The organism is Kitasatospora sp. NPDC002522 (assembly GCF_053595195.1).
This window is the reverse complement of the sequence record NZ_JBSFXE010000047.1, coordinates 37,100-62,868: the sequence shown is the minus strand read 5'-3', so window position 1 is coordinate 62,868 and position 25,769 is coordinate 37,100. Positions and strand designations below refer to the sequence as shown.

26 protein-coding genes are annotated in these 25,769 nt (G+C 70.9%); all 26 read right to left on the bottom strand.

The features are described 5' to 3' along the window. Positions 1 to 399: 399 nt before the first annotated feature. The 26 genes from ACWD4U_RS30055 to ACWD4U_RS29930 all read right to left on the bottom strand — a co-directional run bounded on the left by ACWD4U_RS30055 (position 400) and on the right by ACWD4U_RS29930 (position 25,759). Positions 400 to 1,470, bottom strand: a complete 1,071-nt coding sequence (locus tag ACWD4U_RS30055; protein WP_363452378.1) for a DUF4192 domain-containing protein — start codon at positions 1,468 to 1,470, stop codon at positions 400 to 402. Continuing rightward, a complete protein-coding gene (locus ACWD4U_RS30050; protein WP_363452376.1) occupies positions 1,467 to 1,946 on the bottom strand; it encodes a hypothetical protein in 480 nt (159 codons plus the stop codon). The genes ACWD4U_RS30055 and ACWD4U_RS30050 overlap by 4 nt, the downstream gene beginning before the upstream one ends. Further along, the gene (locus tag ACWD4U_RS30045; RefSeq protein ID WP_363452374.1) at positions 1,943 to 2,968 is read right to left on the bottom strand and encodes an N-6 DNA methylase; all 1,026 of its coding nucleotides are present in this window, start codon (positions 2,966 to 2,968) and stop codon (positions 1,943 to 1,945) included. The genes ACWD4U_RS30050 and ACWD4U_RS30045 overlap by 4 nt, the downstream gene beginning before the upstream one ends. Then, on the bottom strand, positions 2,965 to 3,852 hold the full coding sequence (locus ACWD4U_RS30040; protein WP_363452372.1) for a phosphoadenosine phosphosulfate reductase: 888 nt from the start codon (positions 3,850 to 3,852) through the stop codon (positions 2,965 to 2,967). The genes ACWD4U_RS30045 and ACWD4U_RS30040 overlap by 4 nt, the downstream gene beginning before the upstream one ends. Positions 3,853 to 3,935: 83 nt before the next feature. After that, entirely contained in the window at positions 3,936 to 4,559 is a 624-nt protein-coding gene (locus tag ACWD4U_RS30035; protein WP_363452370.1) for a hypothetical protein, read from the bottom strand. Between the two features lie 278 nt (positions 4,560 to 4,837). Beyond that, complete coding sequence (locus ACWD4U_RS30030; RefSeq protein WP_363452368.1) at positions 4,838 to 5,290, bottom strand: hypothetical protein; 453 nt, start codon at positions 5,288 to 5,290, stop codon at positions 4,838 to 4,840. A 5-nt stretch (positions 5,291 to 5,295) separates the two neighbouring features. Further along, positions 5,296 to 6,774: a DNA cytosine methyltransferase gene (locus tag ACWD4U_RS30025; RefSeq protein WP_363452366.1), complete on the bottom strand. Its 1,479-nt coding sequence runs from the start codon at positions 6,772 to 6,774 to the stop codon at positions 5,296 to 5,298. Between the two features lie 53 nt (positions 6,775 to 6,827). Beyond that, positions 6,828 to 7,151, bottom strand: a complete 324-nt coding sequence (locus ACWD4U_RS30020) for a hypothetical protein (protein WP_363452364.1) — start codon at positions 7,149 to 7,151, stop codon at positions 6,828 to 6,830. A gap of 52 nt (positions 7,152 to 7,203) precedes the next feature. Continuing rightward, positions 7,204 to 7,338 carry a hypothetical protein gene (locus ACWD4U_RS30015; RefSeq protein WP_363452362.1) on the bottom strand — a complete coding sequence of 45 codons (135 nt, stop codon included), beginning with the start codon at positions 7,336 to 7,338 and terminating at the stop codon, positions 7,204 to 7,206. Continuing rightward, positions 7,335 to 8,003 (bottom strand): hypothetical protein, encoded by a 669-nt coding sequence (locus ACWD4U_RS30010; RefSeq protein WP_363452360.1) that lies wholly within the window; start codon positions 8,001 to 8,003, stop codon positions 7,335 to 7,337. Before ACWD4U_RS30010 ends, ACWD4U_RS30015 begins: the two co-directional genes overlap by 4 nt. Positions 8,004 to 8,051: 48 nt before the next feature. Beyond that, positions 8,052 to 8,714, bottom strand: a complete 663-nt coding sequence (locus tag ACWD4U_RS30005) for a hypothetical protein (protein ID WP_363452358.1) — start codon at positions 8,712 to 8,714, stop codon at positions 8,052 to 8,054. Positions 8,715 to 8,786: 72 nt separating this feature from the next. Beyond that, on the bottom strand, positions 8,787 to 9,068 hold the full coding sequence (locus tag ACWD4U_RS30000; protein WP_363452356.1) for a hypothetical protein: 282 nt from the start codon (positions 9,066 to 9,068) through the stop codon (positions 8,787 to 8,789). Between the two features lie 84 nt (positions 9,069 to 9,152). After that, positions 9,153 to 10,178, bottom strand: coding sequence for a helix-turn-helix domain-containing protein (locus tag ACWD4U_RS29995; RefSeq protein WP_363452354.1), 1,026 nt, complete (start codon positions 10,176 to 10,178; stop codon positions 9,153 to 9,155). A gap of 72 nt (positions 10,179 to 10,250) precedes the next feature. After that, on the bottom strand, positions 10,251 to 11,387 hold the full coding sequence (locus tag ACWD4U_RS29990; RefSeq protein ID WP_363452352.1) for a PD-(D/E)XK nuclease family protein: 1,137 nt from the start codon (positions 11,385 to 11,387) through the stop codon (positions 10,251 to 10,253). Further along, positions 11,384 to 12,475, bottom strand: coding sequence for an AAA family ATPase (locus ACWD4U_RS29985; protein ID WP_363452350.1), 1,092 nt, complete (start codon positions 12,473 to 12,475; stop codon positions 11,384 to 11,386). Before ACWD4U_RS29985 ends, ACWD4U_RS29990 begins: the two co-directional genes overlap by 4 nt. A 25-nt stretch (positions 12,476 to 12,500) precedes the next feature. Continuing rightward, the gene (locus ACWD4U_RS29980) at positions 12,501 to 12,848 is read right to left on the bottom strand and encodes a hypothetical protein (RefSeq protein WP_363452348.1); all 348 of its coding nucleotides are present in this window, start codon (positions 12,846 to 12,848) and stop codon (positions 12,501 to 12,503) included. A 280-nt stretch (positions 12,849 to 13,128) separates the two neighbouring features. Beyond that, complete coding sequence (locus ACWD4U_RS29975) at positions 13,129 to 13,695, bottom strand: hypothetical protein (RefSeq protein ID WP_363452346.1); 567 nt, start codon at positions 13,693 to 13,695, stop codon at positions 13,129 to 13,131. Positions 13,696 to 13,846: 151 nt separating this feature from the next. Next, on the bottom strand, positions 13,847 to 14,104 hold the full coding sequence (locus ACWD4U_RS29970; protein WP_363452344.1) for a hypothetical protein: 258 nt from the start codon (positions 14,102 to 14,104) through the stop codon (positions 13,847 to 13,849). A 130-nt stretch (positions 14,105 to 14,234) separates the two neighbouring features. Next, complete coding sequence (locus ACWD4U_RS29965) at positions 14,235 to 15,029, bottom strand: peptidoglycan recognition protein family protein (protein WP_363452342.1); 795 nt, start codon at positions 15,027 to 15,029, stop codon at positions 14,235 to 14,237. 56 nt (positions 15,030 to 15,085) lie between these two features. After that, the gene (locus ACWD4U_RS29960; protein WP_363452340.1) at positions 15,086 to 15,445 is read right to left on the bottom strand and encodes a hypothetical protein; all 360 of its coding nucleotides are present in this window, start codon (positions 15,443 to 15,445) and stop codon (positions 15,086 to 15,088) included. A 106-nt stretch (positions 15,446 to 15,551) separates the two neighbouring features. After that, positions 15,552 to 15,887 carry a hypothetical protein gene (locus tag ACWD4U_RS29955; protein WP_363452338.1) on the bottom strand — a complete coding sequence of 112 codons (336 nt, stop codon included), beginning with the start codon at positions 15,885 to 15,887 and terminating at the stop codon, positions 15,552 to 15,554. A gap of 21 nt (positions 15,888 to 15,908) precedes the next feature. Further along, positions 15,909 to 18,644, bottom strand: coding sequence for a phage tail protein (locus ACWD4U_RS29950; protein WP_363452336.1), 2,736 nt, complete (start codon positions 18,642 to 18,644; stop codon positions 15,909 to 15,911). Between the two features lie 2 nt (positions 18,645 to 18,646). After that, positions 18,647 to 19,738 (bottom strand): hypothetical protein, encoded by a 1,092-nt coding sequence (locus ACWD4U_RS29945; protein WP_363452334.1) that lies wholly within the window; start codon positions 19,736 to 19,738, stop codon positions 18,647 to 18,649. Next, complete coding sequence (locus ACWD4U_RS29940) at positions 19,738 to 20,670, bottom strand: hypothetical protein (protein WP_363452332.1); 933 nt, start codon at positions 20,668 to 20,670, stop codon at positions 19,738 to 19,740. The genes ACWD4U_RS29945 and ACWD4U_RS29940 overlap by 1 nt, the downstream gene beginning before the upstream one ends. A gap of 23 nt (positions 20,671 to 20,693) precedes the next feature. Beyond that, entirely contained in the window at positions 20,694 to 21,596 is a 903-nt protein-coding gene (locus ACWD4U_RS29935) for a phage tail family protein (RefSeq protein WP_363452330.1), read from the bottom strand. After that, positions 21,596 to 25,759 (bottom strand): phage tail tape measure protein, encoded by a 4,164-nt coding sequence (locus ACWD4U_RS29930; RefSeq protein WP_363452328.1) that lies wholly within the window; start codon positions 25,757 to 25,759, stop codon positions 21,596 to 21,598. Before ACWD4U_RS29930 ends, ACWD4U_RS29935 begins: the two co-directional genes overlap by 1 nt. Positions 25,760 to 25,769: the final 10 nt, after the last annotated feature.

The window sequence follows — 25,769 nt, the reverse complement described above, 5'->3', positions numbered from 1 at the left end:
GATGAAGCCCCTAGAAGGCCAAACCTGCAGCTCATCCGGGGTGGTTCACTGAGCCCCCTGTCGGGTTCGAACCGACGACCCCCGCTTTACAAGAGGACCGAGAAGACACACGATCTGTCGCCGACCGTCCCGCTTCGACACTCCCTCGCAGGTCAGAGGGCATGTGCCTAGTCGGGTGATCTGGAAGCATCACGAGCCTTCACGATCCTTGTGTCCCCATCGTGTCCCCACCCGGCCCCGCCCAGAAGCCTGCGCGAAGGGGTCCGGGGCCGACACCCCAGCCCAGCGCAGGTCTCCGAAAGGGCGACCAGGGCTCTACCATTCAGGAGCAAAACGGCTCCGCCCCCACTGCCCGGGGGCGGAGCCGCAGTACCCGCCGGAGCGGGTCAGATTCCTTGGTTAGTCTACGCCGGGCTCACCGTTGTCGGAGCGGGTGTTGCCGGAACCGGCCTCGAACTCCTGCCGGTAGCCCCGAAGCTTCTCCTGGACCCTTGCCGCAGCCTCCGCCGGCAGCATGAACAGCTCCCGCATGCTGAGGCCCAGCTCGTAGGCGGGATCGACTTCCAGGGCCTGGGCGAGTGCGGCCCGGGCCACGACGTCCTCGTGGAGCAGCCAGCTGTTCCAAGCGAGAAGGGTCAAGGGAGCTGCGGCGAAGTTCTGGTACGGGGGCACGCTGCTGACGGCGAGGTGCCGCCACAGGGCGATGGCCCGGCTGCGTTCGCTCTCTTCGCAGTAGCCGAGGGCCACGTCCCGGAAGTCGCGGTTCTGGAGCGCGGCAAGCAGGGTGGCGGTCCGGTCGGCGGCGGGCATCTTGTCCTCTTTGAGCAGTTCGAGGAGTAGGGCGTGCGCGGCAGTCATTCCGATGGGGCGGAAGATGGCGGCCGGGATGGCGACCTCCATCTCCTTCTGGTGGAGTCCGTCGGCGGGTTGTAGCTGGCGCTGGACTTCCTGGAAGCTGGGGAAGGGCGCCCTGCCGACGAGCGTGTAGGCGACAGCTACCGGGCTCGCCGCGGTGCCCTGGAGGGGGATGCCGTTGGGCGGGCAGCAGGAGTTCTCCGCGCAGAGGTAGGAGCTCCAGGAGTCGTTGGACACGAGCAGGACCTCCAGCCGGGGAAGGTCCGCCTCGGAGGCTGCCTGCACGAAGTGCTGGACGAGGGTGGCCGTCTTGGTCCTCACGCCGGCGTGGTCTTCACCGGTGTCCGGCTCGCTGTAGAGAACGATGGCGATCTTCTCGATCGGCTCGTGGTGGTTGGCGTGCATCTGGGTGAGCATGCCGATGCCTGCGGAGGCGACGGCCTTGGGCTCCTCGGGCTGCGGGATGCTGACGCGGAATACCCCGCCGACGCGGTTCCCCTCGCTGATGCCGACCAGGGCAACCGCGTCCTTGGGGTGATAGCCCAGGTGGTACGGGACGAAGGCCACGACGTCGGCGGGCCCGTGGAGCGTCGCGATGAACGTGCTTTCGGTCACTGTGCGTCCTTCTTGGTGGTGGTGCGCCTGGGGAGGCGGGTCAGTCGGAGCCGGGGCAGGGGCTGCCCCGGGTCCCAGGAGGCAGTGTCGGACTTGGCCGCGTAGCGGGGTTTGTTGGTGAGCGCGGGGATCAGGTGCCTGGTCACGAGGGTGAGCAGGGCCTTGTGCGGGTCCCTGACGCGCTCCAGGCTGATGACGGCGTGTCGGGTCCGGTTCGGCTGCAAGCGCGCGTCGAGTGCGGTCTGCGCCTTCGCGGCCTCGTCCGGCGTGGAGGCGGCAGGCAGCTCGGGGAGCGGCCCGGCGGTGATCCAGGTCTGGATGGTGCCGTGGGACTGGAGGCGGAGGCCGAGGCGGTGACCGTCTGGGTGGGCGAGGTAGGCCGCTCCCGGGGTGCCGGCGGGGTCGTCGTAGCGGGTCCAGTCGGGCAGCTGGTCTGCGAGTTGTGCCGTGTAGGTGTGGGCGTTGGGCAGGGTCATGCTGTCCTTTCGAGGGGTTCGGTGAGCTGGGTGAGGAGCCGGATGGCTCGGCGGTGGGCAGCTTCGGTGGCGGCCAGCTCCACGACGCGGTTGCGGTGGGCGATGACCTCGGCGCGTTCGGCGCGGGCGCGGGTGGGCCAGCCGGGGTCGGCCAGGGAGTCGGCTTTGGCGATGACGACGTTGGGCCCGAGGCCCCAGATGATGGAGTTGACCGCGAGGCAGGCGACGGCGATCTCGTTGATGTCGTTGCCGTACCACTCGTAGTCGGCCGGGTCGTGGCCGTGGTCGCGCAGGTGGGCGGCAGCGGCGCGGAGCATGCCGCCGCTGCCTGCGGCGGGGTCCATGAAGCTCATGCCGGGCGTGAAGTCCTTTTGCCCGAGCAGGACTTGGGCCATTAGGTCGCATGCGGGGTCGGGCGTGTGGAACTCGCCGTCCGCGAGGCGCTTGGCCTTGGTGCTCATGTCCATGATGAGCCGGGAGAGGACGTCGGTGTCTGTGCGGAGACCGGGGTCCTGGTGGCTGGTGATCTGGAACAGGCCGCTGTTGATCGCGGCGTGCGCGGTCTTGTGGACGGCATGCAGGATCTCGGGGTCCGGCTCCGGCACGGTCAGCCACTCGTGCAGCGGCAGGGCGCACTGGATGAGGTAGGGGTGCCGGTACCAGGTGATGCCCCAGATGTCCTTGAGGACGGCGCCGAGTTCGGCCGGGTCCAGGGCAAGGAACTGGTCACCCAGGTCGGGCCCGGCCTCGTCCTTGACGACTACCAGGGCGAGGGCCGCGACGACGCCGATGGGGATGGCGTGCTGGGAGCCGCCGCGGGCCTTGAACCAGGCGTCGGTGACGTCTTCTGCGAGCCGGTTGGCGATCTCTCGGTGGCTGGCGAACGGAGCCCGTCGGCGCTGGCCCATGTGGATCTCGGGCTTGGGCGGTTCGGCTGCGGCCTGCTGGGCCGTCACGACCCAGGAAGGCAGGGGGCGGGGGACGACGACGGGCGCGGCTCCGGGGAGCAGGGGGGCAGTCATGTCATGCACCATCCGGAGTCGCAGGCCCCGTCCGTCTCGGAGTCGAAGAGGGTGTCGACGCCGTCGGGGATGGCGCTGCGCAGGGGCCTGCCGAAGGCGCTGAGGTAGACGTGGTCGCGGCCGAGGCGGTCGCGCCTCTCGTTCAGCAGGTCTTCGAGCTGGCAGGCCCGTTCGAAGAGGTCCGGGTTGGTCCGCCTCATGTCGAGCCAGCCTTCGACGCGCTTGAACGGGCAGAACCAGCAGGCCGACTTCGGTGGGACGGGCAGGCCGGCGTCGTTGATGATGCGCATGCAGTCGGCGCGGCGCAGTCCCAGTTCAAGGAGCGGGTAGGCGATGCGCTCGTAGGGCTCGCACCGCCTGTCGTTGGCGCGTTCGATCTCATCGAGGCTGATGCCGATGCCGACGGTGGCCGGGGTGTCCTTGGTGGCTCCTCGGCGTCGCAGCTCGCGGCCGATGACCCTGATCTTGCAGTCGAGCGTGCAGCTTCTGGTGCCGGGGGCCCCGTTGGACATGCGGACCGGGATTTTCAGGGAGCGCGAGCCTTCCCGGGTCAACTCGCTGTACAGGGTGCGGACTTCTCCGGTCCTGACCATGACGCGGTCCAGGGTGGTCAGTTCGAGGCGGTGCGCCTTCGCGAAGGGTCGGGCGTACTGCTCGACGTAGGCGAGGGTGGCGGGGTTCTCGGAGTCCGTGCCGACGTTGGCGAACAGGAAGGAGGTGTAGGGGATCTCCTTCCGGGCGGCGAGGACGAGCGCGGCGACGCTCTGGACGCCTCCCCCGAATGAGAAGGATCGGAGCTTCGTGGGTACTCCGGCCTGCCACAGGGGGGCCGGGAGCAGCGGGGTCGCCCCTGGCATCAGGGCGTCCTGGAGAAGGAAGGGCATGGGTGTCTCCGGTTCGTTGGAGTCGGGCGGGGTGCCGCCCGGGCCGGTCCGTGTTCGCGCGTCCGGTCCGGGCGGCACCGGTGTCAGCGGGCGGGCGAGGAACCGAGGGCCTGGCGGATGTGGTCGGGCAGGCAGATGGCGAGCAGGCCCGTGTCGGGCTCGGGGCGGGTGAGCCAGCCCGCGAAGCGCATGACTCGCTCGTAGCCGCTGGGGCCGCCCGCGAAGCCGGTCCGTTCGGCGTGCTGGCTGTCGCGGGCGATGAACAGCCAGCCAGGCAGCTCGGGTCCGGCGGGGACGACCTGGAAGCCGTCTCCGCGTGGCGTCTCGATCGGGGGCAGGCCGGCAGCAGCGAGAATGGCGACGGCGGCCTGAACGTCGGGGTGGTCCGCGTCCTCGGGGGCGCAGCCCGCAGTCGGGCGGATGCGCGGGGCACCGGGCTCGGGGTGGGCGGCAGCGCGGATCGCTTCCACTCGGGCGGCGTCCTCGTCCCGGTGGAGGAGCCGGAAGGAGGCAGCGGCGATGAGGGCCAGGGCGTAGCCGTCGGCGAAGGCGAGGCGGACGTACGTCTCGGCGGGCATGGTGGGGTGGTACTGCTGGCGGTGCCGGTCGAGCGCCTGGCGGACCGTGCGGTAGCTGATGGCGACGGCTTCGGCGGGCAGGTCTAGCTGTTCGGCGAGGCGCTGGACGGCGCTTGCGCGGGCGGTCACGGTTTCTCCTTCGCTCATGGGTCCGCCCCGGCTGGTTGGCCGGGGCGGAGGGGTTGGTGGGGTGCGCCCCCGGCTGGCCGGGGGCGCTTGGGGTCAGCGGCGGGGGCGGCGGCCGCCGCAGCCGGCGTGGCCGCAGCCGCCGCAGAATCCGCCTCGGTTGCACTCGCACGGGCAGGCAGTCATTTGATTTCCCCTCTCGTCGCATTCGGGGTTTCCCGAATTCCTTACTTATATCTTAGTCGCAATTACCACCTGATCAAGAAATGGACGGAATTGATTTACCGATTTCCTTGCATTTCCCGGCTTTCTTTCTCCGCTGCTTCGAGAGCCAGGCGGCGGCGGCGTTCCCGCTGGTAGACACGCTGCGCCTCGCGGCAGGCATCGCAAGCCCGTCCATCCCCGTGGCGCGAGTGGGCACGGGCACCGGCAGGCGTGCCGCAGGAAGCCCTGAGGGGCGGCTCGTCGGAATCGGGGCCGATCCCGTAGGCGGAGGCGACGGGCACGCCGTCGATCCACAGGTGACCGCCGCACACCCCGTCCAGCCCGCTCCGGCTGGGCTTGACCCGGACCACGCAGTCGACGCGGAACGGGCAGCCCTGGCACAGGCGCAGGAGTTCGTGGGCCCGAGCGAGCAGGACGAAGCGGCTGGAGTCGGGGCCCTCGGCGGGCGCGAAGCGCAGATCGCCGAAGCAGGGGGCGTCCCTCATCCAGCCGTTTCCGGCGGCGGTCACGGAGGTCAGCTCAGGACCTCCATCAACCGGCGGCCCAGGAACGCGGCCGCGTTGACGCTGACCGCGTTCCCGGCCTGCTTGGTGCGCTCCCCCTTGGTGCCCTTGACGATGTACTCGGCGGGGAACCGCTGCGCGGCAAGCTGCTCGCCGGGCTGCAACATGCGGAAGTGGCAGTCGTCCACCATCTCGGCGAGGGAGGCAAGCCCGGCGGAGTCACGGGTGGAGAGGGTGTGGACCGGCTCGGCGGCGGTCCGGACGGCCGCGCGCCGATAGGGGATGACCAGCGTGGAGCTGGCGCGGCGCTGGGCGACATACCGCGCCGCACCCGGGACGGTCAGCCCGTGGTGCCGGGCGGTGGCGAGCGCGGACAGCGGGACGCCGAGGGACCGCGCGGAGCCGTTGCGGCGCATGTCCACGATGAACGGCGGCGTCACCAGGGCCTCGGTGTCCCGGGTCATCCGGGTGCGCATCGGGTCCTGGGTGCTCTCCGGGGAGTCGGCCCAGGTGCCACCCACGGGGACGAGCAGGCCCTCGCCCTGCTTGGCGCAGCGCACCGGCACGGGGGCTTCGTCAGCGGCCATCGCCCTTCCGTCGTGGCCGGCGTGGTTGAGGGTCAGCACCGAGGCACGGTCGGGGAACAGCTCCAGGCCGCGGCGGATGCGCTCGATGGTCTTGGCGGCGAGCGGCCGGGGCCGGTCGCCGATGCGCTGCCCGAGGTTCGACCAGTCGATGATGTCGGCGGCCGGGCGGACGTACGGCTCGACCACCGCGTGTCGGCACTGGGTACGCGGGCAGCGGAAGTCGTACTGGACTCGGTACTTGCCGACCTTCCGGCCGTTGCGCCAGCTCTGGACGGCGTCCACGTCCATGCCGCAGTCGGCGCAGTAGGCGCGGGGCGTGATCCGCAGGTCCGGCAGCGGGATGCCCTTGCGGGTGAAGACCACGTAGATCCGGTCGCGCCACTGCGGGGCCGGCAGGTTGTCCGGGCCGCCGAGATGAGCCGAACTCGCCGACACGATCTGGTGGTTGTAGCCGAGCAGCGTCATACCGGACAGCCACCAGTCGAACAGGGGCCAGTCGGTGACGAACTCGACCACGTTCTCGACCATGACCGCGTCGTAGCGGTGGACTTCGACGGCACGGATCACGTCGGTGGCGGTGACCCGGGTCCGGACGAACGCCTCGGCGTCGACCGGGCCGTCTTCGAGCAGGGAAAGCTGGTTCTCAGGGATGCGGCGGCGGCCGCCGGCGGGCGATATCTCGGTGCAGATCGGGGAGGCCCAGAGCACGCGGGTGCGCGGCAGGCGCCGCATGTCGAGGCCGCTGGTGTCGGCAAGGAGGTGATCGGCGAGGCGGTGGTTCGACGCATGGGTCTCCAGGGCCGTTCTCCAATGATTGACGGCCAGGACGAGTTCGAACCCGGCTTCCACCAGGCCGGTGCTGGACCCGCCTGCTCCGCAGAACAGATCGGTGAAGGTGAGCATGTGGCTTCCAAGAGGGGTGGGCTGGCCCGCCGGTGCGGCGGGCCAGCGGGCGGTCAGCGCAGGGACGGGCAGCCGTCGACGCGCGCGAGGAGGACGAGCTGGTGATGCAGGTCGGGGCTTCCGGCCTGCCGCAACCGCTCGACGTTGGCCGCGAGGTCGTCGCGCACGGCCGGGTGCGGGAAGGCGCAGGGGCAGAGGGCGGGGCCGGGTGCAGGCCGGTCCTGCCGGATGGCGCTGGCGAGCGCCTGCTGCGCGGCCTGCATGTGGCGGACCAGGGGCGTGGCCGCCGGGCGGACGGCGGGGCGGCGACGGACGGGACGTTCGCGGGGTACCGGCGGCCGGACCAACTGGAAGGCCCAGTCAGGGGTTTCGGTCATGGATGTCTCCGGGGGTGGTCCCGGCCAGCCGGGCGGCTGGCCGGGATGCGGGTCAGGGGCGGCGGGTTCGGCGATGGATGCCGACGGGCTGGAAGGTCCTGCTCTCCCATGCGAGTTGCTCGATTCCGGCGACGACGATCAGGCCGAGTTCGACCAGGCCGACGGCGAGTAAGGCGAGAGAGATCACGGGGTCTCCCCCGGGGCGGCGAGCGAGAGCGGGCACAGCTCGGCCAGGTCGGTCCAGACGTGCATGACCGTCCCCTCCCGGCCCCACATGGTCCGGGGCCAGTCGGAGCAGGGGTGGGTCCACAGCCGCCGCCAGCCCTCGCGGGTCAGGCTCTCCTCGTGGCCCTGGTAGGCGACGAGGGCGGTCGCGAGGTCGGCGTACTCGCCGGCGTGCTCGACCGGCCCGAAGCGGGCGTCGGTGGCGTGGCTGTAGTGGATCGCCACCGGGTGCCCGCCTGGCGGCAGTTCTCCCAGGCCCCACGCCGCGATGTGCTTGTCCAGCGCGACGAGCAGCGGGGAGAGGATGGCGTTGGCCGACCGGTCGAGGCCGCTGGGCGTCGAGTCGTAGACGAGGACCGTGGCGTCCTCGCTCTTCGGCTTGTGCTCGACCACCCAGCAGCGGACGCGGCCAGGGTGCAGCGGGAGTCCGTTGCCCGTGGTGATCGTCAGGCGGGTGCCGTCGGGCAGTGCGGCAGTGATGGTGCGCGCGGCGGCCTTGGCGGCGTTCTTGATGTCCACGACGTAGCCGCGGGCGCGCAGCGGGGTGATCAGCCGCACGTAGTGCTGGTGCACGAGTAGCCAGGTCGGGTCGGCGTCCCGACCGGCAGGGATGGGTGCGAGGTTCATGAGGTCTCCAAGAGGAGCGCCGGGCCGCGCCTGCGGCCCGGCGCGGGGTCAGACGGCGGCGATCCGAAGGACGGTGACGTCCGGGCCGAGCGCCCAGACGGAGAGGGCAAGGGCGGGCGGCTCCGAGTCCGGGGCGGGGTCCGGGTCGGAGGGCTCCGGCCAGCTCGGCGCGTAGATGCGCGTCCACAGCTCGGTGGCCAGCGCCTCGGCGCAGGTCTCGTAGACGGAGAGAGCTTCGGCGCGCGACCCGGCCGGGTAGTGGTCCGTGGTGGCTCCGGCCGCGCGGTAGGCCGTGCTGACGATCTGGTAGGAGCGGCCCTCCGGGGGTGCAACTCGCAGGACCCTGCGGACCCGGCCGAGCATCGGGCCGATCTCCGCGCCGTGGTGGCGCTGTGCGCCGTCCTCGGTGGAGTCGTACAGGACGGTGAGGCCGGGGCGGGTCTGGTCCTCGGCCACGCGGGTGACCACCCAGCTCTTGACCTGCCGGGGGTCGAGGGGCAGTCCGGCGACGGAACCGATGTGCAGTTCGGTGCCGTCGCCGACGATGGCGCGGATGATGCGGACGCCGAAGCTGAGCTGGATGTCGGTGGTCCATCCGAACTGGCGCAGCGGGGTGATCACGTGGGCGTAGTTGGCGTAGTACGTCTGCCACGTCGGGTCGGTGATGTTGCCGTGGTCGGGCAGAGGGGCGAGCTTGAGCGGGTGTGACACGTGGGCTCCAAGAGGTGAGGGCACCGTTCACGAGAAACGGAGCCTGATTGCTTCGAGTCGTGTGACCTATCTCTAGAGCGAGAAGATCGTGAGGTCGGGAAGCACGATGACCGCCTGTAGCGTGAGTCGCAGGGGGGACCGGCTGCCCGGCGCGCCGGTGCAGATCGCCTCGGGGAGGCCGTGACGGGTCGAGAGCTGGACGTCGCCGCCCATGCCCACGCCGTACGCCATGCGGACGAGTTCGGCGGCCGCCCGCGGCAGCGAGAGCGGCTCGCCGACGAACGTGGGCTCACAACGGGAACAGCCGCAGCCCACGGCCGCGATCTGCACCAGGTACTTCCTGTCGAGGTTCACGCACTGCCTCCAGAGAGTGAGGGATTCCGACGAATCCGTTACTTATATCTTAGTCGCAAAGCGACCTGGGTCAATGGTTGTCGATCAAGGTCGCCCGCGTTCGCGCCGCTCCTGTGCGGCTCGCGCCGCGATCTCCCGCGCGGTGCTGAACGCAGTGGCCACCCTGTCGGGATCGGCGGCCCTGAGCTGGGCACGCTCCTCCTGGTCCTGGACGAAGGCCCGCACCCAGTCCTCCCGGTTCCGCCGGTCGGCCTCCGCCAGCTCCTTTCGCTGCGCGTCGCGCTGAGCCCGCGCATTCGTTCCGCAGCCCCGGCAGTTGGCGGCCGGACTCGCGTGCTTCGGGCAGCCGGAGGCTTGACCTTCGCCGGGGTGCGCAGCGGGCTCCCCCGCGGCGTCAGCCGTGGGGGTAGGGGGGAAAGGAAGGGAAGAGGAAGGAACAGGAAGAACAGGGGTTCCCGATCCGGAACCCCCGGGGTTCCCGTCTGGCGACCCCGGGGGTTCCGGATCGGAAACCCTGGAGGCCCTGACTTCAGGGTTCCCATTCGGCGACCCTGCTTGAGCAGGGTTTCCTTTCGGCAACCCTGCTCCCCCCTCGCTCCGACCCCACGGGCTGCCAGCGTCGGGGTTCCCCGCTGGCGACCCTGACGGCTCCCGGCGCGTCTTCGGCGCCTGCGCCGCCAGCCGCTCCACCCTCGCCTGGACGTCCGCGTGCGTCCGGGCGGGAACATCCGGCCTGCCCCTCGACGCCGGCACCCGCGCGAGCCTCCCGTTCTTCGGGGCACGCGCCTTGGCCGCACGAAGGGCCTCCAGCTCCTCCGTGGTGGGGATCGGCGGCACGCCGAGAGGGAAGACCCTGTACTCGGCGCGCTGCCCCGCCCGGCCGACCTTGACCCGCTCGACCAGGCCCCGGCCGATCAGGTCGGTGATGGTGCTCACCACGGTCTTATCGCTGACCATGGCCCACGCCATCAGCCGCGTGAGGCCGGGGTGCGAGATGCGAGTCTGGTCGTCCGCCGAGTCGGCGAGCTTCATCAGGACGAGCTTGTTGGTCTTCCCGCCCACCACCTCCTCTTCCAAGTAGCCTGCAACGAGAAGAAGTTGGATGCTCACGATTCCCCTTGAGTGGCATCCAGAGCAGCCCCGGGGCCCGCACCTCGCAGGCCCCGGGACGGTGCACTGGGGTCAGGTACGGGCCGGTTTGACGTTGATGGACCGGGCAGTCCTCTTGCCCGTAAGCCTCATCGGGACGGCGATGCCCTCCTGCTTGAGGAACGCGACCATCGTGTCCACGTCGGGCACCATTGGCACCGGCACGCTGGCGTCGTCGTAGAGGTCGACCATGGCCTCCTTGTCGGGCTCCTTGATCGGGTTCCCGCCGCTCCACGACAGGACGTTGGCCCCGTAGGTGTCGGCCTTGGTCTGGTCGAGCATGGCCCGCGCGAGCTTCTTCACCTTCTTGCCAGCGGTCTCCAGCTCGTGGCCGCGGACGTAGTCGGCCAGTGCCCGGACTCGGTCGTCGTCGTCCTTGACCAGGAGCGTCTGGACCGGGATACCCGGACCGGTCTGCCCCCAGCAGGCCGTGAGCCACGGGCAGAAGTCGCACGTTGCCGCAAGCCCGGGCCCGTCATGGTCGCGCGGCAGTTCTTCGGGATCGGTGACCTCGAGTACGCGCTCCACCCAGAACAGGGCCGCACTGGCCTCCAGGTCGTCATAGGCGAACTCCTGGACGTGCTCTTCGCCGTTGTCCCTGCACACGAACCGGAAGCGGATGCGCTGGACGTCGATAGGGCCGAGCCGAGCCAGCGCCTTCTGGCCCTGGACGTCCGCGAAGCCGTACTTGCGCAGGATCGCGGCGTAGAGGTAGACCTGCCGCAGCTCCGCCCTGGTAGCGCCGTACCGCAGCACCTGGTCCCACTTCCACGTGGACTTCGTCTTCACGTCCTCGACGGTGACGGCTTGGGCCGGGGCGCTGGGCCGCAGGGCCTTCGGCAGCCGGGCGGCCGTGGCCTCGTCCAGCTGGACAGCGTCGACGTGGCCCCGCACGCCGTCGCCGACCACCGTCCGCTCCACCTGCCAGCCGAACTCCTTGCGCGCGTCCTCCAGGAGGCCGGCGTGGATGTAGGTGCCCAGGATCGCGGCCTTCCCCTCGGGGAAGTTGGTGCGGGGGGTTCCGGTGACGATGTACGCCGCGCGGCGGGAGCAGACCGTGTCGGAGGCCCCCAGCTCGGTCTGCCGCGAGCGCGGTCGGCGCCGGTCGGCATTGTGGGCTGCCTGCCAGATGGAAGGGGTAGTGGATGCGCTGTCCGTCAGTGCGGTCATGCGGCCGCCTCCACACCAGATGCTGCCGCACGCTCCGCCGCCGCACGCAGCTTCTCCGCGTCGGTGGTCGGTGAACTGCCCATCTCGTTCTGCGGGTTGTCGATCTCAGCAACACGCTGCTCGATCGCGGCCCGCACCGTCAGTACCTCGTCGCGCGACAGCTGGACGTCCGGCTTGCCGACGGTCTTCCACATCTCCCCAAGCTGCGCTCGGTCGGAGACTCGGGTAACCCGCTCCAGCCACGGCTGGACGCGGTCCCCGGCCAGGGCGGGCATCACCCGGGGCTGGGAGTCCTGGGAGCAGCCGAGCAGGTTGAAGATCAGGTCTTCGATCGAGAAGTCAGGCAGCCGCAGCGGGCGCCTCTTCTCCACCCGGAGCCGCAGGGAGCGAACCTTGATGACCTGCGGGTCCTCGTCCCGGCGCATCCGGACCCAGACCGTGGAGTCGAAGCCGAGGTCCTTGTGGCCCTGGACCCGCCACTCGCTCTTGCCCCGGATCGGGGTGCCGTTGTCGTCAAGGGCGCTGATCTCCTTGCCCCTGGCCAGGACGATCGCGATGCCGGGCAGGGTGCGCAGCAGCCACATGATGCGCTGCCAGCGTTCGACCGAGTCGTTCCAGAGGTTCATGCCGATGTCGATCGCGGCGTCCGGGTCGGCCAAGAGCCGCTTCTTGTTCGCGTTGGCGCGCCGGGCCCGCTCGTGGGTCCAGTTGGTGAGCATCCGCCACAGCGCGGAACCGCTGTCGATGGTGAGGACGACCGGTGGCTCACCGGCGAGGGCAGCCCGCCGGGCTTCGGCATGCACCGCCTCGATCTGCTCCAGGATGTCCCGGTAGGTGCCGTCGTGCTCGATGATCAGGTAGCGGGTGTCGGGGATGGCGGCGTACTCGTCGGCCGACCCCTCGTCCAGGTCGATCCAGTACATCTGGCCGATCTTCTCGGACGCGCTGAATTCGGCGGCCGACCAGGTCTTGCCCGCCCCCTCCTCGCCCTCGATGAGGACGAGAGGCCACGGGACGATGCCGGTTGGGCGTCGGGTCTTGAGCTTCGGGCCGGACGGTGCCGGCGTCTTGGGCGCGGGTGCGCTCACGGTGGGTCTCCAAGATGTGTGTGGTTCAGGCTGCGCGCAGGGCGCGGACCTCGAACACGGAGATCCACTCCGGGTGCCGGTCTATGAGGAGCCGGACGTACCGGGAGCGGAAGTTGTTGTTGAGGCGGAAGGCATCGCCACGGGTGTGCAGCCCGTAGCGCCAGCGCAGGATCTCGAAGAGCATCCCGATGCCGACGTGGGGAAATCCCCTGGTCAGGCAGTCGGCCGTCAGCTCCTCCAGGGCGTCGAGCACCCAGGGGTTGAGCTGGTGGAACGCCTCGAACTGCTGCTGGATCGTCGCGCCGGGATTCCCGTCGGGCTCGTGGATCTCTTCGATCCACAGCCCCGGGATCTCGTCCTGGCTGACTTTCACGCATCCACCCCCATCGACTCGGTTTTCAGTCGTGTGACCTATCTTGGGGGTGGAGTGCGCTAGAGATCAATCCCAATCAGCAGTCGACGTCCGGACGGTGCACCTTGCCGCAGTGGTGCGACTCGACCGGCAGCTTCTCCCAGCGATCCACGGCGAGGATCGCACGGTCCCCCTCGATCCTGTACTCCATCATGCGCAGAGCCTCCTCGACTCGGATACAAACCCCCCTGTGGGGTTGCTTATATCTTAGTCGCAGATGGCCCCTAGGTACACTAATGTCCTATTTTGACGCCATGCGGCCGCGCGGAAGAACCACCGCACCCGGGCCGTCGTAGCGCCCCTCCCGCAGCGCACGGACGACCTCCTCGTCCGGCACCCACGGCAGGCTCCGAGCAGTCTCCCGCAACCGGGCCAACGCCTCTTCGCCCAGCACCGTGTCCAGCAGCCACAGCCCCCCCGATCCACCGAGCTGCCAGTCCGCCGGTGGGAACCGTCCGCTGTCGATCGCCGTCACCAGCGTCGGCTGCGACGGCAGGCGGAACACCTCCACGAGCTCCTGCTGGCCGACGATCGGCGGCAGCTCGGCCTTCGCAGCCGGCGTCCACCCAGGCCCCTGGGACTCCCGCAACCGCGCCAGCACCTCTTCGTCCAGCGCCTTGCCGCGCCCCTGCTTGCCGAACTCGACGGCGACGCCCAGCGGCCAGTACATCTGCCCGGAGATCACTACCGCGGTCTCCCGGTCGAGCGCGCCGCGGCTGATCCACTGGCGCGGCATCTGCTTCTCCACCCCGTACAGCGCAGCGAACTCCTGCGTGCCGACCAGGTACGGCTTCCCGCGACCCACCACCGTCGTCCCTCCGCGTTGTTGGCGAGGAGGCCACTCTAGGCGTCTTACCGGCCCGGGCCCGCTGCTATCGTGATCGACGGGTTTCCAAGAGCCCTGAGGCCCCCGTCCTGTGCAGGGACGGGGGCCTCACTTGTTCAGGCGCTGACCGGGATCAGCGGGTATCGGGCAGCTGCGCCTTGCCGGTGTCGTACTTCGGCGGCCGCGCGTAGCCGAGGAGCCAGCCGAACTTAGAGCTCAGGTGCTCCTCGGCCACGCGGAACACCGCGAAGTAGACGAAGCCGACGACCGCGGTCAGCAGGCCGGACAGTGCCGCCGGATCGAGGCCGAGGCCGTACTTGGCGGCGAGCGCGACGAGCCAGCCAGCGAGGGCCGGCACGCCCGTCCGGATGAGGGACACGAACAGGTTCACGGGCAGTCCTTGCTACGGGGTGGGGGGTTGATGGTCGACGCTGGCTTCGGCCAGACGCCGTAGGGCGGTTTCCACGAGGCGTCGGATCAGGCGCATCGCGAACTCCCTTCACTCGACGGGCGGCCGGGGCTCAGGTGACGGGCGCGGTCCAGGCCGCCGCCCACGTCACGGGGCCGATCACGCCGTCCACCTGGAGACCCTTCTCCTGCTGGAAGGCGCGGGCGATCCGCTCGGACTGCGGCCCGAACTGGCCGTCGACGCTGATCGCCCAACCGCGCTGGGCCATCTGCTGCTGCCAGGTCCGCACGTCCGACCCGGAGCTGCCGTTGCGCAGGTAGCGGCCGGGCCAGGCCGGGGCCCAGCCCGCAGCCGGGGGCGGCGTCACCGGCGCCGGGGCCGTCGAGGTGCCGTCGGGGCGCGGCGCGCCGGCCTGCACCCACCGGTACAGCGGCTCCCCCGGGCAGTCGGTGGCGTACCCGTCCCGGTGGCCCTTGATCTCGCTGCCCGCGCCTCCGGCGGAGCGCAGCCACTCGATCGCGTCGCGCAGGCCGCCGAGCTGCGCGGTGGTCGGCGCGGTCAGGCCCTCGTCGCCGAGCATCGCGCACACCGAGTAGTGCGCGCTGTTGAGTCCCGGCCCGTTGGCCGCCTGAAGGTGCCCCGGCCCGCGCCCCTCGAACACGAAGCCGTGCGGGCACACGACCGCGCTGTACGCGAGATCGATGTACTTCTCCTGTGTATTGGCCTGGTGTGACGCCTGGAGGTCGCGCATCCGGGCGGCGCACCGGCCGTGCTGGTCGGGGTCCGCGAGGGTGGAGGGCACGGCCGTGCCCTCGTAGTGGATCTTGACTCCCTGGGTGCCGGAGATCTGGGTGAACTGGGCCTTCGGAGGGCGAGCGCCCCACTGGTCCCGGGTGATGAGCTGCATGGCGTGCGCACTGTTCTCCCCCGCGCCTGCCTGGGTACTGCTGGCCCGCGAACGGGCTACGTGCTCCTCCCCTGTGCCAGGAGCCAGAGTTGGAGGATCGCGACGACGACCGGCGCGACGAACGCCCCGATCAGCCACCGACGGCTGACGGCCGCCGCCGTTTCAGCGTCCTCCCGGGCCTGGCGCTCACTGGCGATGTCGCGCTCGACCATGTCGATGCGCTGCGCCATGAGCCGCTGGTCTGCGAGATACACGTCCTTGGACACCGACTGCTCCAGCCTGATCGTGAGTGCCCGGAGGTCACCACGAAGATCCTCCCGAAGACCGGCGATCGAATCGCGCTGGTCCTCGCGGAGCTGTGTCAGGGATCGCTGGAGTTCCCACAGGGTGGGCTCGGCGGTCGGCGGGACGCTCACGGACTGCTCCTGAACTGCGCCCCCGCGCCGCAGCCCATCCTACGGGCACTCAGGGACGACACGAGATGTAAGTCACCGTTGACCCGCTTCATGCCGTCGCCCCGGGTCAGCCAGTCCAGCCGCACAACGGGTTCCAGAGGCGGCGGACCGCATCGAGGATCAGGTCGTCGCCGATGGCGGCCTGCACGTCGGTGCCGGTGGCGGTGCTGGCGGCGGCGCGAATCTCGGGGTCTCCGGCGGCGGCCGGTCCGTAGCCTGGGTCGCCTCCGACCTGGGGGCCGAGGGAGCGGACGGCCAGCTGAATCCGCATCGGCTGGCCGGGAGTTGAGGGGTCTTCGCCGAGGACGTCGCGGGCGACGCGACGGACGGCGGCCTGCACGCGGGCGGCGAAGTCGGCGTCCCCGCCAAGGCGGTGCTCGGCGATAAGGGGGAGGTCGGCCATGGATCTTCCCTTCCGGGTTGGCTACTTGGTGTAGGTGAGGCGCAGCAGCGGCGGGTTGGCCATGCCGGCTCCGTTGAACCGGCCGTAGCACGTGAGGTCGTTCGAGTTGGGGTCGAGGGCGATGCCGCGGCCCCAAGTCGGGAAGATCGAGCTGATGTCGACCCAGCGACCCTGGTTGGGGGGCCAACCGTTCTGCCACAGGGTGTCGCCGTCGGCGGAGAACGAGCCGGGTCGGGCGGTCCAGCCGTGGACGCGGATAGCCGCGTTGCCACCCGAGTTGTAGTACCAGTGCGTCGGGTACAGGTAGACCTCGGCCCTGTTGAGGGTCGCGCCGTTGAGGTCGCTGCCGATGGCGTTGCTATCGAATCCGACCAGGGACGCCTGGATGCCCCACCCGGCATCGGGGTAGTTCCCTTGCAGCATCTCGTTGTTGTAATACGAGTTGAAGGCGCTGCGGGTCTTGTAGGTGCCGGACCAGGTGGCCTGGTAGATGGTGGAGTAGGTGACGAGCGGCGGCGGGGCGGACGCGCCGCCGGTGTTCCACACCCCGGACGCGGGCTTCTCCGCGCCGATGTCCTCCACTACCGCGATCGTGGGCTGGTTGGCGTCGTGGTGCAGGACCGCACCCGAGGGCGCGCCGACCTGGGCGATGGTGAACAGCAGCCGGTTGAGTCCAACGGCGAGGCCCCGGCCGACGGCGGCGGAGGCCCGCACCGGCACCTGGAAGCCGTGCCCGACGGGAGAGGCGGCGGGGCTGGCATGGGAACGCAGCATCGGCGAGGAGACCAGCGGCGCACCGGCGCCGCCGTTGCGGACAGCGGTGACGACGGACCCGCCGGTCGCGGACGCCCACAGGATCGGGTCCCAAGTGATGCGGTAGTGCCGACCGGCCTCAGCGACGAACGGCAGCTCGTAGATACCGATCTCGACGCCGCCGCTGGTGGAGACGTCCTTCGCACCGGACGCCCAGGCGACGACGCCGCGCGGACGCCGGTCGAGGATGCGGTCCAGGCCCTCGCCGGCCACGCTCAGCCCAGCGACGGAGACCTGCTGGAAACCCGCGTCGCCGCGCTCGCTGATCGAGGCGACGCGGCTGGTGCCGTCCGAGATGGACAGGTACGTCGGCTGCCCGGTGACCAGGCTGACCGCCTCCTGACCGTCGTTGTCGAACAGCCGCAGGCCCTCCGGGGACAGTTCGGCGCGCTGGCCGGTGCCGGGGGTGGACAGGATCGGCCTGATCTCGGCGTTGTCGAAGGACAGCGCGCCGGCGAGAGCCTGGTACGCCTGCACCCACACCGTGGCGCGGACGGCCTGGGCGGGGGCAGTGCACTTGCTGGCGTAGCGGGTCCACGGCGAGGACGGGCCCGGGGTGGCGGTCGGGCCCTCGTACTTGAGGACCGCCCCCTTCGAGTCCTCCCACCGGCAGAAGAACTTGGCCTGCTGCCCGGCAGGCCACGCCGCGTCGGTCTTCATGTCGACGGCCAGCCACAGCCGCTCCCCCGGCACGACCGGCACGGTGGTCAGCTGCTTGGCGAAGCTGGTGGCTACCGTCGTCCCGGCGGGCACGGTCAGCGTCAGCGCCCAGCCGGAGTTGTTGCCGGGTGCGGTGCGGTCCCAGCCCCCGCCTACGAGCGCGGCGGCCTGCGGGCCCTCGAACGACGGGTCGGGGATCAGGTTGTTGCCGGTGCCGGTGTTCAACTGGGCCGGGCCGACAGAGCCGACGGCGAGGGCGTTGGTCGTGATCGCTCCGGCGGCAAGCTGCGCCGCCGTGATCGAATTCGCGGCGAGCCGGTCGCCGGTGATGGACAGGGCCTTGATCTCGCGCGCGGTCACCGCGTCTGCGGCGAGCTTCCCGGCCGTGATCGCATCCGTTGCGATCTTCCCGGCGCTGACGGAGTTGGCGGCCAGCGCCGTGGCGGTGACCGCCCCCGCCGCGATCTGGCTCGCCGTGACGGCCCCGGCCGCGAGCTTCGTGGTGCTCACCGAGCCTGCGGCGAGTTCCGCTGCCGTCACCGCGCCGGCGGCGATCTCGCGGGAGGTGATCGAGTCGGCGGCGATAGCGGGCCCGGTGACCGCGCCCGGGGCGAGGGCGGCGGCTTGGACGGCTGCCGCTCCGAGCTTGCTGGCGATGATGGCAGCGTCGGCGATGGCGTTGGCGTCGATCGCGCCGACGGCGACCTTCGCGGCGGTCACCGCGTCGTCGGCGAGGGCGAGTTCGGTGACGATCCCGGCCAGGACCTCGTCCGCGACGACCTTGGCCGGGGCCGCGCTCGCCGGGCCCGACGGCTCGGACGGCTTGCCGGAACTGGAGCGGGCCACCAGGAGCACCGTGACCGGCACCGTCGTGGGCACCAGGACGCTGCCGCCCTGCGGGGACTCGATGGTGCCGGCCAGCGTTTCGGGGCCGGGCGTGAAGTCGGTCCCCGTCGTGGAGGCGTGGACCTCGACCCGGGTGAAGTCCAGCGGCGTCGGCTCGCCACCATCGAACTGTCCGTCCCAGGACGCACGGACACCGCCGAGTACGCCGGCGGCCGTCGGGGTGGTCGGGGTCGGCGGCGGCGGCCCGTTGACGACGTTGACTGCGGTGGTGCCGTCGGGCTGCTGCCCGATGATGGCGCGCAGCTTCCCGTCGGCGGTGACGGTCAGCGCGCCGTCGTCCACGGAGGAGTAGGCGAGCGGGGACGCGCGGGACAGCTCGGGCAGAGCTGCTTCCAGGGCGGCGATGCGCCGCGCGAGTTCGTCCAGGGCGTTGGGCACGGTCAGGCTCCGGTGGTGTAGGCGCGGGCGAGGCGCAGGGTGGCGGTCTCGGGCTGCTCCCCCTCCGGGGGGTGCAGGGTCCAGCCGGTGATGCGCGCCCAGCCCTCGTAGTCCGCCCATTGGTCGTGGATGGAGAGCCGCACGTCGTCCCCGACCTGCCACGAGCCGATCGGCGCGGCCGGGTGGTCGTAGACGGTGATCTCCTCGACCAGCGCGGGCTGCTGGCGGCGGGCCCGCTCGGTGCGGGCCAGGGCGGCGAGGGTCGGCATGCTGGTGACGGACGGCCGGTCGAGAACGCTCTCCAGGCGGAGCCGACCGTTGCGCACCGCGTCCACGGTTCGGATCTTCACCGAGCCGGTGCCCGCGCCGAGGGCGATGACGACCTGCGCGTACTCGTCGGCGCTGGAGGTGATCTTCGGCTTCTCAGCAACGTTGATGCCGGTGGCGATCCACAGGTCGTCGCGGCGGGTGCCGAGCCTGGGCCAGTTCAGGGCGATGGTCCGGGTCGGCTGCTCCCCGTCCCAGGCGACGGTCTCCGTCCACTCCGGGCCGTTGTCGATCGTCGTGGCGTCGCGGATCACGCTCGACAGCGCGGTGGCCTCCCACGAGTTGACGGTGTAGGGCTGCTCAGCGGTGCCCAGGCGGGCCGGGCAGCCGCCGGACAGCACCTTGACGCGCACGCCGAGGTCGCCGTCCGGCTGCTCCTGGAGGTACGCCCACGTGTCCGCGATGACCTGGCACGGGTCGACCCCGGTGTACGGGCCGCGCCCGCCCAGGTTGTCGTGCAGGGCGTACCGCCGGGTCGGGTACGACCCGAACCCGGCTGCCTCGATCGGGAGTTCGTCGTCCTGCGGCTCGGCCGACCAGATCAGGCCGCCCCACATCAGCTTCCGGTTGCGCTCCGCCCACAGCAGCACCGACCCGGCGTCCGCCTGGGCTGGCGCAAGGTGAGCGAACCGCGGGGCCAGGGTGCCGCTCATCCGCCCCGGCCCGTTGAGCTCCGGCCCGAACGCGACACCCGACAGCGGCAGGTCGTGGGCCAGGACCTCGCCGGTCAGCGCGTGCGTCGTGAAGTACCGGTAGACCGCCGCCATCAGTACGTGCCTTCTACGAACTCGACGTCGAAGACCACCGCGGTGGAACTGTTGACGTTCGCGCCGCCCTGCACGTTGTTGTAGCGGCCGCCCTGGAGGCGCAACTCCTGCCGCTTGCCTCGGAAGTCCGGGGAAAGGGCAGGACTGTCGGCGACCACGGCCGTGATCCGCGAGGCCCACGTGATGGTGTCCGTGTCGACCGGGTACTCGTTGCTGATCCACGACGCCCCCCACCTGAGACGCAGGCCGAAGAAGGTCTCGCCGCTGACCTGGGCGCCGGTCAGGGTCGCGACCAGGTTGGCCCGCGTCGCCCAGGCAGGCACGTCGGTCTGCACCACGGCGTTCGGCGGCCAGTTGTCCTGCCACACGCCGGACTGCTCGGGCAGCGCGCTGTAGGGGAACCCGATGATGGTGTTCAGCTGCCGGTCACGGCGGGGGTTGGCGATTTTCCGCAGGTCGGTGATCATCGCCGCCGTGACGGTGGCGCAGTTCGGCGGCTGGGTGATCCGCGCGAGCGGGATCGCGCTCATGCCCGCCGGCGGCGCGACCGTGGTGGCCGAGACGCCGGGGATGACGTGGAAGTACCCGATGTCGTCGCGGGCCGGGTCGCGGCTGCCCTCGAACTCCGGGTCTTCGACCCTCAGGCACAGCAAGTCGGTGCGGCCGGTGCCGCCCGTCGGGGCGATCGGCACGACCTGGTCGCCGGAGTTGGCCTGGGTGTAGGAACCCTGTCCCCAGGTCGCTCCAGCGACGACGGCCGAGCCGGTGCCGACGCGGACCCCCGGGCCGGGGGTGGTCGTCGGGGAGACCCGAAGGTCGCCGCCCTCGGTGATGCCCTGGGAGCCGTGGGACAGATCCCGGATCATCATCCGCATGCTGCGGGCCGGGTGGGTGCCGCCGGTGACCATCAGCGGCGGCTGGATGAGCGTCATGGTGTTCTCCGGTGGGGTGGGGGTCAGAGGGCGGAGTGCGCATCGCGCCAGGTGATGGCGAGGCGGGAGGTGCCGGTGGCGTCCTGCGCGGACCAGCGGATCTCGGAGCGGCCCGCCGGGAGCCGGAACAGGTCCAGGCGGCTCGTCCTGGCCAGGGCGCCGGCGTAGGTGCCCTGCCCGTTGCGGACGATGTTGCGCAGACCGGGCCGGGTCTCGACGTCGAGGGTTTCCCCCGGGCCGAGGGCGACGGTGAACTCCAAGACCGCGTCGGGCTGGCCGTCGACCCAGATCCGCGGGTTGATGACGGGTCCGGTGATCCGCAGTGTCGGCCACGCCGGGCGGTTACCGGTGTTGACGGCCCAGCCGGGCCGGGCCGCCGCGCCGGGGGTGCCGGTGGTGATCGGGGCGCGCAGCGGCGCGGTGAACCCTCCGCCGCTGTGGGCGGAGGTGTCCAGGGACAGGGTCAAACCAGAGGTGGTGTCCGCGTACCAGGCCGGGTCGAACCCGGCGAAGGTGATCTCGACCGGGATCCAGCCGTGCGCGGCGTCGGCGAGGCTGATCGCGCGGGCACTGATCAGCCGCCCGTACTGGCGGCGGGTCGGCTGCCCAGGTCGCTGGACCCGCAGGACGTCCGTCGCCCCGGGGGTGAAGCGCACCTGCGTGTCGGCGGCCTCCTCCAGCTGCGCGAGCCGGTCGAACGCTGCGCCCGGGTCGCCGGGCGTGCGGATGCCTGCGGTGATCCGGATCGAGCGCGGCGCGAGGGTGTCGCGGCCCGGGTAGGAGCCGTCCTCCCCCGGGATCGCCCGGTCCCCGACGTGCTTGTCGGGCGTGCCGATGCCGTCGATGTCGCCGATCAGGACGTCGGTGCCATGGCCGATGAGCACACCTGCCACGTCGATCTGCCAGTCGGCAAGGGTGGTGGTCATCAGGCCCGCCCTCCCCGCTGGAGGTGGCGGAGGCGGCGCATCACGGCGTCGGCGACCTGCTCGCCGGTGACGGCGGAGCCAGTCACGGTGATCGGCATCGAACCGACCAGGGGGCCTGGCGGGGCGCTCTCGCGCACGATCACGGTCGTCGTTGAGGTGCTGCGGCCGGGGACGAGCTTGGCGACAGCCCGGTTCGGCTGTGCGGCACGGGCGCTGACTACTCCACCGTCAGCGAAGTGCAGCTGCCCGGGGGTGCCGTACAGGACGGTCCCGCCGAACCGGTGCGCGATCTGGCCCAGGATCTCCTTCGAACGGGCGCGCTTGGACTCGGCGAGCGGAATGTAGCCTTCGCCGCCGGTCTCCGGCTCCGCCCACACCCGCCAGTCCCCGGCCCGGGCGATCTGGGCGACGTGGCGCTCCCCACGCGGGGGCCGCAGCGCACCGTCGGCGAAGAAGTCCACGACGCCGCCGTCCTTCCAACTGCCCATGCCCGCGATGTGCCGGGAGCCGTCGGAGTTGAGGCCGTCGTAGGAGAAGTGCACGGGGATGTCGACGCTGGACGGGGCGTTCACCGACACGTTGATCGTCTTCTGCCCCGGGATCTCCTTCACCGACATGCCGATCTGGCCGAGCAGGTCGTTGACGGCCTTCATGTCGCCGGACATGAGGGCCTTGGTGAGGTTGGTCGCGGCCTCGCTGCCCTTCGCCTGGGAGACCTGGGCGATGAGGGTGAGCATGCCGCTCCACTCGTCCTTGGAGGTGATGCCGGCGTTGCGGAACGCGCTGACCACGTTGGTCAGATCGGGCGCATCCATCGCCGGGGTGTCGCCCCACAACGTCTTGAGCTGCACCATGGCCTTGTCCACGTCACCCGAGAGGAGGGCCGACGCGAGTGCGTTCGCTGCGTCGAGGCCGCGCGCCTTGGCGAGCTGGTTGATCAGGTCGAGGCCACGGCCGAGGTCGCGCCGTGCGGTGTCGCTGGCGGCGGTGACGGCCGTCGACATGTCGGTCACCGCCATCTGCTGCATGATCTTTCCGAACGCCGCGATGTCGTTGGTCTCGGCCGCAGTTGCCCACGCCCTGGCCGTCGCCTGCCCGTACTTGGCCGCGATCTGCGGAACCTGCTCCAGCCCGGCCCGGTACGCAGCCGTCGACCGGCTGGTGCTCTCATCGATGACCGAGGTCAGCTCGTCAGCGACCTTGCTGTTGCCGGACTGGAGCTGTTTCACCAGCTCATCGAGCATCCCGGCCGAGCTCACCCCGAGCTGCGCGAAGTGGTCGACCAGCTCGGTGCGGCCAGTCACAGCGAGTTCGCTCAGGTTGTGCTGGAAGTCGCGCTGGGCCTGGAGCTGGCGGCGCAGCTCGGCCATGTAGTCGTCGAGTCCGGCGCGGGTGACCTTGGTGAGATCGGCGAGCTGATCAGCTGCCCCCGTCTTGCCCTTCTTGAGGTTGTTGACGAGGTCGCGGGCCATGTTCGCGGAGGCGTCGCCCAGCTTGGCGAAGTGCTCGGCGAGCGGCCCATACCCGTGGGCCGTCAGCTCGTCCAGGTCAGACTGGAACTGCCGGGCGGCCTTGCCCTGGTCTGTGAGCGCCTCGATGTAGCCGCCGACCGACAGCTTCGACACGTCGAGCTGAGCCGCACCGGCGCGGCTGGACGAGGCGATCCTGTCCTGCGCGGCCTTCCACGCATCGGCAGGCTGGACGACGTCGCCCAGCGCCTTCGCGAGGGCCTTCATCTGCTCCGTGTACTTGGGGTTGCCGTTCTTGTCGACGGGCAGTGCCATGTCGGGCGTCCACGCGGCGAGGTTGGCCTGCACCGAACCCTTCACCTTGGCGGTGACGATGTCCATCGCTGCGGCGCTCTCCGCGTCGGCCTTGACCGCGGCATCCCACGACTTCCGGCGCTCCGAGAGGATCTTCTTCGCCACGTCGAACTTCTGGTCGAATCCTTGGAGTTCGGGAGTCCAGGAGGCGGCCTTGCCTATGTCGAGCTTGTCGTTCAGCGCGGCGAGCTTTTCGCCCCCGTCCATCAGGCCGTCGATGACCTCCTCCATCTGGAGGCCCGCGTCCTTGAGCTTCTTCATGTCGTCGCTGTTGGCAAGCGACTCGGCGAGCGCCCGCATGCCGGCGCCGACGTCGTGCTGCTCGCGCTCGGCGCGCAGCGCCGCAGTCAGGTCGTCGGTGACGGCCTTCGCTTTCTGCTTCGACGCCGAGTAGGCCGCGTAGCCGAGGACACCGAGGGCGAGGATGCCGGTCAGGCCGGACACGGCGAGGCTGGTGCCGCGCAGCAGCGCAGGCAGGACCGCCCCGCCGGCCTGTGCCTCGGTGACAGCCGCACGGAACGCGACGAGCTGAGTGGAGAGCTGGGCGATCCCGGCGCGGGTGACGAGGGCGACCGCACCGAGGGCGATGAGCACGCCGATCGCCGACTTCACGCCCGGCGGCAGGTCGTTGATGGCACCGGCCACCAGGGAGGCGTCCCGGGCGAGTTCCTGGAGGACGGGCAGCAGAATCCGAGCGATGTCCATGCCAGCGGCCGACGCCTTGTTGCGGAACAGGTCCCACTGGCCGCCGACCGTGTTCATCTGGAGGGCGTACGCCCTCTCGGTGGCTTGGGCACGCTCCACCGCGTTGCTGATCGCGCCGTAGGTGTCGGCGTAGTTCTTGCCGTCGGCGGCAGCCAGCGCCAAGGCGGCCCTGACCGCCCTGATGTCCTTGAAAAGATTGACCGTTGCCTCGGCCTGGCCGCCGGTCGCCTTCTCGATCTTGCCCATCACGACGTACAGGCCGTCCTGGGCGAGCGCGGTGGCCGCGCTCTCGTACCCGAGGTCGCTGATCAGGGCGGCCAGGTCGCCGGTGGGCTTCATCAGCCTGGACATCAGCATGTTGAGGCTGGTGGCGGCCTCGGCCGCGGGGATGCCGGACAGGGTGATCGCCGCCAGGGCGGACGACAGGTCGGCGAAGCTGATGCCGGCGGCGGAGGCCATCGGCACCACGTCGCCGAGCTGCTGTGCCAGCTCCTCGAAGCTGATGACGCCCTTGTTGACGGTCTGGAACATGATGTCCATCACGTCGCTGGCCTGGCTGGCGGGCAGGCCGTACGCCTTGAGGACGCCCAGCAGCGCCGTCGCCGATATCTCGGTGGTCGTCAGACCGGCAGAGGCGCCCTTCGCGGCCACCTCCACGATCCCCAGGGCCTCCGCGCCGTCGAATCCGGTACTGACGACCTGGTACAGCCCCTCCGCCAACTGCTTGGCGGTCTGTGGCAGTTCAGTCGAGAGCCGGACGATCTGGTCGGTGAATGCGCCAACGTTGCGCCCGTCGATCTGGTTGGAGATGGTCAGGACGTTCGCCATCTCCCGCTCCAGGGAGATCGCCCCGGCGATCCCGGCAGCGAGGATCGCACCGAGTACCAGCCCGCCCTTGACCAGGCTCGACAGGCGGGCGGTGGTCGCGGCCTGCGCCGCCGCAGCAGCCTCGGTTTGCGCCCGGCCGAGTTCGATCGCCGCCGCGCCCGCTCGCCGGGCGGCCTGCTCCTCCGTCGTCGCCAGCGTCGCGCGGGCGGTGCTCGCCGCCGCGGCGGCCTGTGCCGCTCCGGTGCTGGTGCGCTGCGCCAGGACGGCGGCTCGACCGGCGGCCTCCTGCGCGGCGGCAGCGCGGGCAGCTTGTGCGACCTGCGCCTCACTGGCCCGGGTCGCGGCCTCGGCGGCGGCGGCCGCGGTTCGCTGCGCTGCGACTGCCCCCGCGCCAGCGGTGGCCTGGGCGCGAGCAGCCATCGTCTGGGCGATCTCCTGCGCCCGTGTGGCGCGGGTGGTCGCCTCGATCGCGGCGGTCTGCTCCGCCTGCGCCCGGGCGGCTGACTGCGCCGCAACAGCCTGTGCCCGACTGGCCTTCTCTGCAGCGGCGGTCGCGGCCTGCTGCGCGGCGGCGGACCGCTCCGCCGCCGCGCGCACTGCCTGCTGGGATGCCGCGGCTTGCTCGGCGGCCGCGGCCTGAGCCCGGCCGAGGCGCACCGCCGCAGCTTCCAACCGCCCCATCTCAGCCCGGGTCGAGGCCAACTGGCCGTCGAATTGCCTGAGTTGCTGCCCGCCGCCGCGCAGCCCGGACGTCAACCCGCCCAGTTCCGCCTGAAGCTGGACGTACAGGGTGTAGGCGCCCGCCACCGGACTAGCT

Bases quoted from the DNA above. Each gene is read 5' to 3' on its own strand.
- ACWD4U_RS30050 (WP_363452376.1), bottom strand. From the start codon at position 1,946: ATGACCCTGCCCAACGCCCACACCTACACGGCACAACTCGCAGACCAG.
- ACWD4U_RS30045 (WP_363452374.1), bottom strand. From the start codon at position 2,968: ATGACTGCCCCCCTGCTCCCCGGAGCCGCGCCCGTCGTCGTCCCCCGC.
- ACWD4U_RS30040 (WP_363452372.1), bottom strand. From the start codon at position 3,852: ATGCCCTTCCTTCTCCAGGACGCCCTGATGCCAGGGGCGACCCCGCTG.
- ACWD4U_RS30025 (WP_363452366.1), bottom strand. From the start codon at position 6,774: ATGCTCACCTTCACCGATCTGTTCTGCGGAGCAGGCGGGTCCAGCACC.
- ACWD4U_RS30020 (WP_363452364.1), bottom strand. From the start codon at position 7,151: ATGACCGAAACCCCTGACTGGGCCTTCCAGTTGGTCCGGCCGCCGGTA.
- ACWD4U_RS30010 (WP_363452360.1), bottom strand. From the start codon at position 8,003: ATGAACCTCGCACCCATCCCTGCCGGTCGGGACGCCGACCCGACCTGG.
- ACWD4U_RS29990 (WP_363452352.1), bottom strand. From the start codon at position 11,387: ATGACCGCACTGACGGACAGCGCATCCACTACCCCTTCCATCTGGCAG.
- ACWD4U_RS29965 (WP_363452342.1), bottom strand. From the start codon at position 15,029: ATGCAGCTCATCACCCGGGACCAGTGGGGCGCTCGCCCTCCGAAGGCC.
- ACWD4U_RS29955 (WP_363452338.1), bottom strand. From the start codon at position 15,887: ATGGCCGACCTCCCCCTTATCGCCGAGCACCGCCTTGGCGGGGACGCC.
- ACWD4U_RS29945 (WP_363452334.1), bottom strand. From the start codon at position 19,738: ATGGCGGCGGTCTACCGGTACTTCACGACGCACGCGCTGACCGGCGAG.
- ACWD4U_RS29940 (WP_363452332.1), bottom strand. From the start codon at position 20,670: ATGACGCTCATCCAGCCGCCGCTGATGGTCACCGGCGGCACCCACCCG.
- ACWD4U_RS29935 (WP_363452330.1), bottom strand. From the start codon at position 21,596: ATGACCACCACCCTTGCCGACTGGCAGATCGACGTGGCAGGTGTGCTC.